The organism is Paenibacillus algorifonticola, from assembly GCF_050481745.1.
Lineage (GTDB): Bacteria > Bacillota > Bacilli > Paenibacillales > Paenibacillaceae > Pristimantibacillus > Pristimantibacillus algorifonticola_A.
In genome coordinates this window covers 112829-126903 of record NZ_JBCNGR010000020.1, presented here as the reverse complement: position 1 = coordinate 126903, position 14075 = coordinate 112829, and the positions used below count along the sequence as shown (strand labels likewise).

The following is a 14075-nucleotide window of genomic DNA, read 5'->3' as shown; positions in this document are numbered from 1 at the left end:
TGCAGCTTGCTTGCGTACATCAATCATTAGGAGGGATTTTTGCCATGGGCGTTTCCCGCAAAACACTGGCCCGCGAGCAGAACCAAACCGCTTATTTGTTTCTGCTGCCGTGGCTGATTGGCTTTTTCTGCATGACGGCTGGGCCGATGCTGGGCTCGCTGTACCTGTCCATGACCAAGTACAATTTGCTGTCCCCGCCATCATGGATTGGGATGGATAACTACGTACAAATTTTTACGAATGACAGCACGTTTACAGGCTCGTTATGGCTAACCTTCAAGTATGTATTCATTTCCGTGCCGCTCAGGCTGGCTTTTGCCCTGCTTGTAGCAGTGGCGCTCAATAAGGGTATTCGGGCGCTGGGCATTTACCGGACGATTTATTATATCCCATCCTTGCTTGGTGGGAGCGTTGCTATTGCTATCGTATGGCGGCAAATATTCGACGGTACTGGTGCCGTGAACGAGGCGCTCGCTTGGCTGGGTATCAAAGGCCCGTCATGGATTGCCCATCCGGATTACATTGTATATACGATTGTTACGCTTTCGGTATGGCAGTTCGGCTCGGCGATGGTCATCTTTCTAGCGGGGTTAAAGCAAATTCCCGCCGATCTTTACGAAGCATCCCAGGTGGACGGGGCGAGGAAGTGGAACCAGTTCGTCAGCATTACGCTGCCGATTCTGACGCCGGTTATTTTTTTCAACCTCATTATGAGCGTCATTCATTCATTTCAGGCGTTTACACCGGCTTTCGTCATCGGTGACGGCCGCGGCGGCCCGCTTGATGCGACGATGTTTTATACGCTGTATTTGTATTTGAAGGGCTTCTCCTTCTTCGATATGGGCTACGCCTCGGCGCTCGCCTGGATTATGCTGCTCATTATCGGAGCGTTGACGGCGATTATATTCGTGACCTCGAAATACTGGGTGTTTTATGGAGACAACAAGGATGGGAGGTAAGTGCAGAGGATGACAAACCGCATGAAATATGGGCAAGTACTGAGGCATGTGCCGATTATCGTCATGGGCCTGCTGATGATCTATCCCGTTCTATGGCTGATCAGCAGCTCCTTCAAGCCGAACCAGCTTATCTTTTCCGATCCGGGCATCTGGCCAAGCTCGTTTACGCTGGAAAATTACGCGAATGGCTGGCGCGGCTTCCAAGGCATCAGCTTCAGCCGTTTTTTCGCCAACTCCTTTGCGATATCGCTCACGAGCGTACTTGGAAATGCTATTACCTGCTCGCTTGCTGCTTTTGCTTTTGCCAGATTGACCTTTAAGTTCAGCAAGCTATGGTTTTCGCTGATGCTGGTTACGATTATGCTGCCTTATCATGTTACACTGGTGCCGCAATACGTCATTTTTAACGAGCTGCATTGGATTAATACGTATTATCCGCTAGTGCTTCCAAAATGGCTGGCGACGGATTCGTTTTTTATTTTGCTCATGGTCCAGTTTATCCGGGGCATTCCACGCGAGCTTGACGAAAGCGCGACGATTGACGGATGCAGCCAAAAACAAATTTATTTCCGCATCATTCTTCCGCTGCTCGTCCCGGCGCTGATTACGACGGCCATCTTTACGTTTATATGGACATGGGATGATTTTTTCAGCCAAATGATTTATTTGAGCGATATTCGGCTGTTCACGGTGCAGCTTGGCATTCGGGCGTTGTTCGACCCATCGGGCTCCTCGGATTGGGGTGCGCTGCTGGCGATGTCTGCGTTGTCGCTGCTTCCCATTACGGCGGTTTTCCTGACGTTCCAGCGTTATTTTCTGGAGGGGATTGCAACGACAGGCTTGAAATAGCGGCCTCATGGCTAGCAATCGGCGAGTCAGCTATATGGCGATAACGCGATCCGAAAAAATTGCAAATGAACTGCCGAAATAATGAAAGGCGCTGTGGCTAAGGTTTACAGTAAGATGGCGTTGTAAGCGTTTTACTCAAATAAATTTAACGAAAACGGGGGAGATTGGCATGAAGCGGCGTATTCTTTTTTCAATGCTGGCAGCATTAATGGTAATTGTAACGGCATGCTCGGGTGGTACGGGAGCAGGAGGAGCGGCATCTGGCACTAATGGAGAGAGCAAGACGAATGGATCGGGCGCTGGCAGCGGCAACGCAGGCCAGGAGCAGGTAGAGCTGCGCATCATGTGGTGGGGAGACCAAGGGCGGGCTGACCGTACAAATCAGGTGCTGGAGCTATTCCAGAAAAAAAATCCAAACATTAAGGTGCAGGGCGAGTTCGCGCCTTCATCCGGTTATTTTGACAAGCTGAATACCCAGCTCGCATCGGGTACACCGGCGGATGTTTTTTTCCTCGGCGGCAATGTTGTTGATTATGCCAATAAAGGGGTTTTGCTGGAGCTTGACCCGTATGTAGGCAAAGAGCTCGATTTGACGGATATGGATGAGTCGATGGTGGAGTATGGTACGCTGGGCGGCAAGCTGCTGCATATATCTGCTGGCGCGAATGCGAGAGGAATCCTGATTAATACGAAGCTGTTCGAGAAAGCCGGCATTGCGGTGCCTCAGGATGGCTGGAGTTGGGACGACTACGCCGCAATTAGCAAGGAGCTGTCTGAAAAGCTCGGCGATGGCGTATATGGCACCTATAATTTTACGGTAGATGGCATGGATATTGCGCTTAAGCAAAATGGCGCGCAGCTATACAACATGGCAGAAGGCAAGCCAGGCTTTACAGAAGAGCAGGCGCTGAGCTGGTTTAAATACTGGGAAGCGACAACGGCGGGAGGCGGTGTCGTGACACCGGAGCTTGCCGTATCGAATCCGCCGAGCGATCCTAGCAAATCGTTGATCATCACGGGCAAGGTGGCGATGAGCCTTATACCATCCAACCAGTTTGCAGCGTATCAAGGGCTGACGGAGGATAAGCTCACGATGGTGCAGCTGCCTAGGGGTGCGAAGGGAACGGGTGTCGTATTCGAGTCGAGCCAAGGACTGTCGGGCTATGCAAAAACGGAGCATCCGAAGGAAGTGGCGATGCTGATCAACTTCTTCATTAATGATCCAGAGGCAGCCAAGGTGCTTGGCAATGATCGCGGCGTTCCGGTTACGTCCAAAAATCGTGAGGCGCTGCAGGCCGAAGCGAGCGATGCGGACCGCATCGTTTACGACTATACGAGCCGTGTGTCGGAAGCGACAAAAACGGAGCCTTTCGCAGTCAGCTACAATCCTCCAGGCTTCGCGGAGTTTTCCAAGCTGGCGGAGACGACGGTTCAGGAAATCGGTTTTGGCCGTAAAAAGGTAGAGCAGGCGGTTGCCGATTTTTACAACGGCACGCTGCAAATTTTTGCGAAAAACCAATAGGCAATGAAGCTTATAGGCGGAGAAAAGGCAAATGCAAAGGCAAAGAGAAATACAAAGGCGAAGGTAAAAGTGAAAGCGAAGGCCGCGCCAACCTGCTAATTGGAATATAAATAGGTTCATTCGGGCTGCCGTTAGGCAGCCTGCTGTTGTCAGAGCCGATAGGGGCGGAGAAGGGGCTAAGGTCAGCATGAGAGAGTGTTCGCGCATTTTAACCTAGCAGCTGCCAAGCGAAATCGTTCATTTTAATAGAAAGCGGGGCGAAATTTATGGAAGAAAAGCTGCTTGAACGGCTTAGGAGCAAGTCTGCAAAGCATATATTGGGGCAGCGGGGCAAAGCTTCCGATCAATCGTTAATAAGCGAGTGGGAAGCTGGCGGAGTAAAATTTGCTGCAGCCCAAGGGAGGCTGGAAGGCGTACATGAGGAGGCCGTGCGCCGCTTGCTGGATTGCATCGTGCCGACGGGCGGCAATCCGGAGCCGATTTTGCATGAGGGCGGCGTCTACTTAGGCTGCTGGCTGGAAAGTACAGGCACGATTAACGCAGAGCTGCTGTCCCGGTTTATTCCGTCTGTATCAGAGACAACGTACCTCTCCTTTGCCGCATTTCAGCGGGAGGATGGCCTATTTCCGTACAAAATAACGGAGAATGGGCCGTCTTATCGGCAAATTCAGCTGGTGACGCCGCTCGCCCGCAGCGTCTGGAACCATTATGCGCTGCATGGGCGGGACAAGGCTTTTTTACAAACGATGTATGCTGCTATTTCCCTTTATGACGACTGGCTGGCGGCTCACCGAGATACGAGAGGGACGGGCTGTGTAGAAGCGTTCAGCACGTTCGATACGGGCCATGATTTGTCGCCCCGCTTCTGGCATGTGCCAGATACGCCGCATTTGGGAGATGCCGCGCTTTGTCAGCCGGATTCTCCGATTTTGCCATTTTTGGCTCCTGATTTAACGGCTAACGTTTATTGCCAGCGGCAGTATTTGGCGTTAATAGCGGAGGAGTTGGGGCTGCCCTCCGAGCAATGGAAGCGGAAGGCGGAGGCCTCGCTTGCAAGCCTATTCGAATATTGCTTTGACGAAGCGGACCATTTCTTCTATGATCGTGACCGCCAAAATGAACTGGTAAAGGTGCAGTCGGATGTACTGCTGCGGGTGATGGCCTGCGAGGTGGGCGACCGCCGTTTTTTTGATACGATGCTGAGGCGCTACTTGCTCAATACGAGCAAGTTTTTTGCCAAATTTCCGTTTACATCGTTGGCGATGGATGATCCGCGTTTTGATCCGTTTTCCAGCTACAACAGCTGGGGCGGGCCCACTAACTTTCTGAGCATCATTCGCGCTGCCCATGCGTTCGAGAAGCATCAGCGTTATGTAGAGCTGACTTGGGTTATGTATCCGCTTGTGTCAGCGATGGCCAATATGACGCGGTTTTCACAAGCGCTTAGCCCTTGGACTGGGGTGGAGGGCTATACGGAAACGTATTCGCCGGCGATTTTGAGCGTGCTGGACTATGTAGAGCGATTGTGTGGTATTTTGCCTGCGCCAGATGGAACGCTGTGGTTTACAGGGCTGCTGCCTTATGCGATGGATCATGGCGAGGAGCCGGCGGGCGGCGGCACGGCCTACAGCAGAACCGTGGATAGCTTGACGTTTGAGCTGCTCAACACTCGTGAGGAGTCCGTCATTTATTTAGATGGGCAGGAGCATATGCGTTTCCCGTTCGGCACTCGCGTCGTTACGGACCAGGCAGGCAGGCTGAGCCGCATAATCGGTATGAGCGTTAGGACGATTAAAGGGGTTGTCTACTTCGATGGAGCGGAGCTCGCTTTGGAGATTAAAGGGAATGAACAGCTTCGTTATACAGAGGGGCGTTTAGAAAAAGAGCTGGATATTGGCATTGTTTATCCGGCCTATAGCTGAAGGAAAGCAGCAAAATCTAGTTGGCTCTCATTTAGCAGCATAGGCATTATTAAAAGCTCCAACATACTCAGAGGCTGCTGCTTCGGCGGCAGCTTTGCTATGAAAACCGGATTTTTAATCAAAAAAGACGGTTTTTTTGCTATTATTTCACAAAAAACAACGTTAGTATCAAGTTGAAAGCGTATTCAAATAATTGCCATAGCCATTAAACATAGAAGCAGGGAGGGATGAAGGCCTCATAACGAACAGACAGCTTAGGATCGTACAGCAGGATGCGGTATTTTGTAAACGCTTACTTAATATTGAGGCTAAAAACGGATACGCAGTTTACCCGCAAGTCGAACCTTGTTGCAAGGAATGAACATTTCAATTGAGAAAATGGGGGGAATCTTTTTATATGTTAAGAAGTAAAAAAAGGCTAATGTTTCTGCTGCTTGCCGCAGCGGTTTTATGGACCACAATTTTGCAGGGGCTGCCGCTTGGATCGCAGACAGCATACGCAAACACAGTAGAACAGCTCGTGAAGAAGTTCGATTTTGGCACAGCTTCAAGTCCTGTAAAGGAAGGCTTTATCGGCGTAAGCGAATCGCAGCTTTATACGGCTGAGGCTGGTTATGGGCTGAGCGTCGCGCTAGCCTCCCGGAACCGCTCTGGCGGAGATGAGCTGACGAATGATTTTGTCCTCGGAACCTCGTTTTCCTTTTATGCGGATTTGCCTAATGGCGAATATGATGTCACGGTGTATTCAGGCGATTTGCTGGCCGGGACAAGCACGACTAAAACAAATATTGCCTTGGAAGGAGTCGCTGCCGGAACGCTTTCTACACGTCAGGCGGCCGTTCATGGCACGTACCGGACAACGGTAAATGACGGGCAGCTGACAGTCGATATTTCGGCGACTACGGGCTACGCTTATTTGAATGGCATCGTCATTGAGCAGGTAGTCGCTGCTGCCCCTGAGGCGCCGGGCGGACTAGCCGTGACGCGCGTGACGCCGCAGGATGTTACGCTCGCGTGGAACCCGGCAGCCGGTGCGGCCCGTTACAAGCTCTATCGTTCGGAGGGCGCTGCCGCTCCTGTCCTTGCAGGTGAAACGGCAGCTGCCTCCTATGTGGATACGGCCGTTGCAGAAGGAAGCAGCTACAGCTACTTCGTCGCTGCCGTCAATGCAGCTGGACTGGAGTCGGTCTTAAGCGCCCCTACCGCTGCGGTAACCATACCAGCGCTAACAGCTCCAACTGCACCGAGCCAAGTCAGCATCAGCGCCGTGCAAGCTTCGGCGGTTGTGCTGGGCTGGACGGTTGTCGAGGGAGCGGAGGGCTATAAGGTGCTGCGTGCCGATGCGGCAGCAGGGCCGTTTGTAGAAATCGGCCAAACGACAGTTCCTGCCTATACGGATACGGGCGTCGACACGTCTGTGGTGCAATTTTACACTGTGAAAGCTACTAACGTGCGCGGGGAATCGGAAGCTTCCACGGTTGTGGAGAGCGCTGTCTATGTGCCGCCTACTACACTGCCGGAAGGCGATACGATTCGCTTCGATTTTGGATCGGGCGAGCTTGCTGACGGCTATGTCCGTGTAGCAGCTGAGACCGCCTATACATCTGCGCTTAAATACGGATTTACTGATATTTCTAATATCGGCTCAGGCAACCGTGGCACAGCTGATCCGCTGCGTTCGGATTTTGTTACACCGAATAATGGGGTCTTTAACGTCGATCTGCCTAATGGCGACTATACGATTTCACTCATTGCGGGTGATGCGACCGAAGCATCCGAAATCGCGATCAAGGCCGAAACCATTCAGAAGGTGCAGCTGACTAGCAAAGCAGCTGGCCAATATCTGGAGATGGACTTTCAGCTGGCGCTTGTGGATGGGCAGCTTAATCTTGCATTTACGGGGTCCGCACCCAAGCTGAACGCGCTTGTCATCAAGAAGCAGCAGGAGCGTCAGGCCGGAGAGCTTCCGACTGTATATCTAGCGGGCGATTCTACCGTTCAAACCTATGATCCCTACTGGGAGCCAGAGGCTGGCTGGGGCCAAATGCTGCCGCGTTTCTTCAGCGATGATGTTATTTTCAAAAATCATGCCATTGGCGGCCGCAGCTCCAAATCCTTTATTGTAGAGGGCCGTCTGGATGAAGTGCTGCGGACGATTCGTCCGGGGGACTATTTCCTTGTCCAATTCGGCCACAATGATGCGACGATTAGCGTTCCTGAGCGCTATGCTTCACCAGCCGATTACAAAAACTATTTGAAAACCTACGTTAATGGTGCCAGACAGCGCGGCGCGACGCCGATTCTCGTAACGCCGATGGGCCGCCGTGATTTCAATGCGGACACAGGCATTTTTAATATAAGCTTTTCGGAATATGTGCAGGCCATGAAAGATGTGGCTGCCGAGCTGAATGTGGAGCTGGTTGACCTGAGTGCGCTCAGTATCGCCTACTACAACTCCATTGGTCCGCAAGCTTCCTTGTCTGTATTCCTTCATGTGGAGCCGGGCATTTATGGGGCCTTCCCGAATGGTTCTGCGGACAATACGCATTTCCAGGAATACGGGGCCATTCAAATCGCTCGTCTGCTGGCAGGCGGCATTGAACAGCTTCCGGTGCCGCTGGCGGACTTTGTCCGCGAAATCGCACAGCCTGATGCAGTGCCTGACGCGCCAGCTAATCTAGTTGCAGGCAGTGTCAGCAACGCCGGTGCTGTGCTGAAGTGGAGCGCTTCGGACAACACCGATATTTATAAAATTTACCGCAAGCTGGCTTCCGAGCCTGAATCGGCTTACGCCATGATTGGCACAGCGACGGTGCCAACCCTGTCTATCGGCGGAATGCTGGAAGGAAAGTCTTATACCGTGCGGGTAACGGCTGTTAATGGCCGCGGCGAATCGCTGCCATCCAGCGAAGTATCGATCACGACCAAATCGGCACAGTATCGGTTTGATTTCGGTCCGGTAGGAGCACCCGTTGCAGCTGGATACACTGAAGTTACGCGCAATGTGCTGTATACGCCTGAGCTTGGCTATGGGCTGACGAACAGCACAGGCATGATTGACCGCGACCGAGGTGCGGGAACGGACGACCTTAGGCGCGATTTTGTGGCTTATTTCAATGCCAGCTATGAGTTCAAGGTCGATTTGCCGAACGGTTCCTATTCGGTCAAAACATATACGGGCGATTGGATTGGCTCGACACGAACCAATGTCAATATTGAAGGGGCAGATTACGGCACAATTACGTCCGGCAAAGAGTCTATTGCCGAGCGGGTATTCAATCAGATTGCCGTGAAGGATGGTCAAATGAACCTCGTATTCAGCGGCCAAACGGCTCATTTGAATGGTCTGGAAATTACGCCGCTGCTGCTGGCACCGACAGGTCTAGCGCTGACGGAACTGGAGCTTGAAAATGAGCCTGTAACGGCTGCCCTGGCATGGAACGCTGTGGAAGGCGCATCAGCCTACCGCGTCTATCGTCAGGCTGCTGTAGCCACTAGTGCAGAGCTTTTGACCGAGACGGCAGCGCTTAGCTTTGCCGATACGACAGCTGATGTCGGTCTGGATTATGTGTATACGGTGACAGCTGTTGACCATACGGGGCTTGAGTCGGTGGCCTCCAACGCGCTTGCTGTGTCGATGGTTGATCCAAATGTGCCAACGGCAGCCATTCCGACAGGCCTCACGCTTGTGGAAACGAATAAAAATGACCTGACATTCCGCTGGGATGCGGTCAGCAATGCGAAAGTGTTCTATATTTATCGGGCTACCAAGGTGGATGGCGATTACACGCTAATTGGCAAGTCTGCGGAAGCGGCCTACACGGACACAACAGTGCTGACGACGATTCCTTACTATTATAAGGTTGCATCTGTGAATGCGGGCGGCATTTCCGAGCTGTCCCAAAGCTTGGAGTCGCCTGCCGTAACAACTTTGTATCGCAATATGGAGTATTTGGACCGTGCTCCGGTCGCAGTGAAAAAGGCTGAGGGCATCTACATCGGATGGCGGATGCTGGGCCTTGATCCTTCATCCATAGCTTTTAATGTGTACCGCGATGGAAGCAAGGTAAATGCCGAGCCGATTACAGACAGTACGAACCTGCTTGATACGGAAGGGACAGACAGCTCCGTTTATCAGGTGACGGCTGTTCTGAACGGCGTGGAGAAGCCAGCGACCGAAGAATTCGGCGTGTGGACCCAATCATATTTGTCCATTCCGCTGCAAAAACCAGCCGACGATTATACAAAGGATGGCCAGCCTTATACGTACAATGCGGGCGATGCTAGCGTTGGTGATCTTGACGGCGATGGCGAACTGGAAGTTGTATTGATGTGGACACCGTCCAACAGCAAGGATAATTCTCAGGCGGGTTATACAGGCATCGTTTATTTGGATGCCTACAAAATGGATGGCACACGGCTGTGGCGCATTAATATGGGGCCAAATATCCGCTCTGGTGCTCATTATACGCAGGTTATGGTTTACGATCTCGATGGAGATGGACGCGCTGAAGTCACGATGAAAACAGCCGATGGAACGATTGATGGCCTGGGCCGCGTCATTGGCGATCCGAGTGCCGATCACCGCAATAGCAGCGGCTACGTGCTGCTGGGACAGGAATTTTTGACCGTATTCAATGGCTTGAATGGCGGCGCACTGGATACGGTTGCCTATGATCCGCCGCGCGGCGATGTCAGCGCATGGGGCGATGCATATGGCAACCGAGTCGACCGTTTTCTTGCGGGCGTCGCTTATTTGGACGGTGAGCATCCGAGCGTTATTTTCAGCCGTGGCTACTATACAAGAACGGTTCTGGCTGCCTACAATTTCCGTGACGGAAAACTGATGCAGCAGTGGAAATTTGATTCAAATACCGAAGGCTACGGCTCTTATGCCGGGCAGGGCAACCACAACTTGTCGATTGGCGATGTAGACAACGATGGCAAGGATGAAATTACGTTTGGCGCGATGGCGATTGACGATGATGGCAAACCGCTATACAACACAGGGCTTGGTCATGGCGATGCTTTGCATCTTGGAGATCTGGACCCTACTCGTCCTGGGCTTGAAGTGTTCGGCGTACATGAGCATACGGATTCCAAGTATGGCATGGAGATGCGTGATGCAGCGACGGGAGAAATTCTTTGGGGCGTCTTCACCGGCATAGATACCGGACGCGGACTGTCTGCAGATATTGATCCTAACCATATCGGTGAAGAAATGTGGTCAGCAACGATTACGAATGAGCAGCACATTCCGATCACCGGACTGTACAATGCACGCGGCGAGCTGATTACGACTAAAATCCCTTCCTCGACGAACTTTGGCATATGGTGGGATGGCGATTTGCTGCGCGAGCTGCAGGATGGCAATCGGATCGATAAGTGGGATTATATGAATGAAACAACAGTCAACCTGCTTACGGCAACGGGCGCTTCCTCAAACAATTCAACAAAGGCCAATCCGAGCTTGCAGGCCGATCTATTCGGCGACTGGCGCGAGGAAGTAATGTGGCGTTCTACAGACAGCTCGGAGCTTCGCATTTATACGACGACCGATGTAACCGAGCATCGGATTAGAACGCTGATGCATGATCCTGTATACCGACTGGGTATTGCTTGGCAAAATGTAGCCTATAATCAGCCGCCGCATACTAGCTTCTATTTAGGTGCAGGCATGGAAGAGCCGCCAATGCCGCGCATTCAGTATGTAGGTGCGCCGCAGGAGGAAGAGGATACAACACCTCCTGTTATTACAGGCTTGCCGCCGCAACAGATGACCGAGGCCGACAGCTGGACGGTGGCGGTAACGGCGGAAGATCCAGAATCGGGCATTAGGAGCCTGACGCTTTCCTTTGACGGAAATCCAGTGTCAAATGGCGATGTTCTGTCCATGGCTGGGCGGGCAGGAACGCATGCCTTTACAGCGACAGCGGTCAATGAGGCAGGGCTGCAAACGACGCAAACCGTCGTCATTACAGTGACAGGAGCCGAGAAGGCAACGGACATTCCGGGCAAGCCGGTGCTGTCCGACAATAACGGTCATGACAACGGGCTGCTGGATGGCAGCTACAAAATTACCATGAACCTGTGGTATGGGCAAAATGGTACGGTATATAAGCTGTATGAGAATGGGGAGCTCATTGCTAGCAAGGTGTTAACGGACAACTCGCCGTCTGCACAGGCGGCGTCTGTAGATATTACCGGAAAAGCAAACGGTACGTATACGTACACTTGCGAGCTGACTAATTCCTTCGGTACGACGAGCTGTACCCCTCATACTGTAACGGTTAAGGACGCTTTTCCCGGCCAGCCAGTGCTGTCCAATGACAACTGGGACGGGGATGGCAGCTACAAGGTGACGATGAACATGTGGTGGGGAACGAACGCCACCGAATACCGTTTGTATGAAAATGGGACGCTTATTGATACGCAGGCGCTGACGGCCAATACGCCTGGCGCGCAAAGCGCATCAACGACAATAACGGACCGCACCCAAGGCACCTACGCTTACCGCGTCGAGCTATCCAACGATAGCGGCATCACGGAAAGCAGCCAGATGGAGGTTAACGTAACCAAATAGGATGAGCAGCAGCCTGCCTTGGTCGGATCAATCCGGCAAAGGCAGGCTGTTGGCATTGAACAAGGCATACGATAGGGTGGCTAGGTCACTTCCCCTAAGAAAAGTTTCCATCTTCACTTATGGTAAGGCTCAGAGACGGTGACCGCGTCTCATTCTACCCTCCGGCCAAGCCGGAGGGCAGGCTCAACCTTGAAACGCTCTTGGGACTAGGTGGCATCCTGCTGTTCTAGCCATCTCAAAATCACTTGGTTTGTATCTTCCGGCTTTTCTTGCTGGATCCAATGACCGCAGTCCAGATTGACCACTTCCACATTGGGCACAAACGCTGTCAGATTTTCAGACCTCGGGACCGCATCCCGATCGCCGTAGATCATAAGGGTCGGCTGTTGGATAATTGGGTTCACGTCTGCCAATAAGTGCCAGTTGCGGTCAAGGTTTCTGTACCAATTTATGCTGCCCCTAAACCCTGATGTTTCAAAGGCGGATACGAAAACGGCCAGTTCGCTGTCGTTCATCAAGGGCTCGCCGAGCGGTGTTTCCGCGTTGGCAAGATTGATCATCGCCATGCCTGGCTCAGGTGCTCTGAGAGGCTCGTTCTTGCGGTACAGGTTGCGAAGAAACCGAAACGTATTCTTATCCAATACGGCATCCGCGACACCTGGCTGTCGATTGAAGTGGACAAAATAGTAGTCGCCGCCGAGTATTTCCTCCAAGAACTCGATCCAGGGTTTTTCTCCGCGTTCCTGGTAGGGCAAGCTCAGATTTATCACCTTGTTCACGCGGTTTGGATGCAACAAGGTCAGTCCCCATACGACCATCGCACCCCAATCATGACCGACAAAGGTGGCGTCCTCGTATCCATAGTGATCGAGAAGTGCGATGAGATCACCCGACAAGTGTTCAATGTCATAGTCGGTTACTTCGGTCGGACGGGATGAGTTGCCGTAACCTCGCTGGTTTGGGACGATGACATGGTAGCCCGCTGCGGCAAGGGCGGCCACCTGATGGCGCCAAGAAAAGGCATGCTCTGGCCAGCCGTGACAGAGGACAATGGGTTTTCCGGCATTTTGTCGGCCTGCTTCAAAGACTTCGAGTTCCACACCGTTGACTGAAATAAGAGTGGGCTTGGGAAAATCGGTTGGATTAAACATTGCAATTCCTCCTTCTTGTGATACATGTAGTATAATGGAAAAAAGGCGACATCTTGTTGTCACCTTTCTGAAATCATATAGAAAAAAGAGGGCAATTATGGACAAAGTGGAGAGACTCATTTCGATTATCATGATATTGCTGAAAAAAGAGGTTGTTTCTACAAAGGAATTCACACAACTATTCAATGTTTCCAAAAGAACGATCCTTCGCGATATGGAAACATTGAGCTTATCGAACATCCCGATCTACTCTGTCAATGGGGTCAAAGGCGGCTACGGCATAATAGATGAATACAAGGTTGATAAACGCCTTTTAAGCAGCTCCGATTTACAGCATATATTAACTGCGCTCGGCGGATTGGAACAAATCCTCCTTACCGAAGATGTTGAAAGAACGATAAAAAAAATAGAGGCAATGGTCAGTCCATTGTCTCTGAATCGTTCCATTCAACTGTCGTTTTATGATTGGGAAGGTCGGTCCGAAATTCTTGAAACCTTAAAGACATGTCAACAATCCATTTTAAAGAACAGGCTGGTTTCGTTTGATTATACAGATAAAGACGGGGCTGTAACGAATAGAATAATCGAGCCCTATGAGCTGCATTTTAGCGAAACGAGTTGGTACTTGAAAGGATTCTGTTTACATCGACAAGGATATCGAACATTCAAGTTATCCCGAGCTGATCATATTACTATGGATGAACGCGCGTTTCATCCTAGAGACGATTGGTCCGAGCAGGGACACGAAGCAAGATATCTACCGCAATTCGTCACAATTAAGGTATGGATTTCGCCTAGCATCAAAGATCAAATCATCGAAAGGTATGGTCGAAAAAGTATTGAAGACCATAGTTCGGGATCTTTATTAGCAACCATTTATGTCCCTCAAAATCGTAGGGGATTTCAATTTTTAGCAGGCTTCGGCACTCATCTGAAAGTTGTAGAGCCCAAAAGCTATGTTGAAGACTTTCGAAATTATTTATATCAAATGATGGAGAACTATTCCTGATAAAGGCCCCGACTCGGCATAGGCAATATATCGACAAATAAATGTGTTAAACTATTAATTAAAAGAATTGCCTATCTGTA

General features: G+C 51.3%; 7 protein-coding genes. 6 read left to right on the top strand and 1 reads right to left on the bottom strand.

Going from position 1 to position 14075, the window contains the following annotated elements; genetic code table 11:
• The first annotated feature begins 44 nt into the window (after positions 1 to 44).
• The 5 genes from ABEW34_RS18675 to ABEW34_RS18655 all read left to right on the top strand — a co-directional run bounded on the left by ABEW34_RS18675 (position 45) and on the right by ABEW34_RS18655 (position 11835).
• Positions 45 to 959 carry a carbohydrate ABC transporter permease gene (locus ABEW34_RS18675; protein ID WP_099517773.1) on the top strand — a complete coding sequence of 305 codons (915 nt, stop codon included), beginning with the start codon at positions 45 to 47 and terminating at the stop codon, positions 957 to 959.
• Positions 960 to 968: 9 nt separating this feature from the next.
• Positions 969 to 1808: a carbohydrate ABC transporter permease gene (locus ABEW34_RS18670; RefSeq protein WP_430160666.1), complete on the top strand. Its 840-nt coding sequence runs from the start codon at positions 969 to 971 to the stop codon at positions 1806 to 1808.
• A 169-nt stretch (positions 1809 to 1977) separates the two neighbouring features.
• A complete protein-coding gene (locus ABEW34_RS18665) occupies positions 1978 to 3330 on the top strand; it encodes an ABC transporter substrate-binding protein (RefSeq protein ID WP_430160663.1) in 1353 nt (450 codons plus the stop codon).
• A 266-nt stretch (positions 3331 to 3596) separates the two neighbouring features.
• Positions 3597 to 5252, top strand: coding sequence for an MGH1-like glycoside hydrolase domain-containing protein (locus ABEW34_RS18660; protein WP_430160661.1), 1656 nt, complete (start codon positions 3597 to 3599; stop codon positions 5250 to 5252).
• 397 nt (positions 5253 to 5649) lie between these two features.
• On the top strand, positions 5650 to 11835 hold the full coding sequence (locus tag ABEW34_RS18655; RefSeq protein ID WP_430160659.1) for a fibronectin type III domain-containing protein: 6186 nt from the start codon (positions 5650 to 5652) through the stop codon (positions 11833 to 11835).
• Positions 11836 to 12041: 206 nt separating this feature from the next.
• Here the strand turns inward: ABEW34_RS18655 and ABEW34_RS18650 are convergent, their stop codons facing one another.
• A complete protein-coding gene (locus tag ABEW34_RS18650; RefSeq protein WP_430160657.1) occupies positions 12042 to 12986 on the bottom strand; it encodes an alpha/beta fold hydrolase in 945 nt (314 codons plus the stop codon).
• Positions 12987 to 13083: 97 nt separating this feature from the next.
• Between ABEW34_RS18650 and ABEW34_RS18645 the strand changes: the two genes are divergently transcribed.
• Positions 13084 to 13995: a helix-turn-helix transcriptional regulator gene (locus ABEW34_RS18645; protein ID WP_430160654.1), complete on the top strand. Its 912-nt coding sequence runs from the start codon at positions 13084 to 13086 to the stop codon at positions 13993 to 13995.
• Positions 13996 to 14075 lie beyond the last annotated feature (80 nt).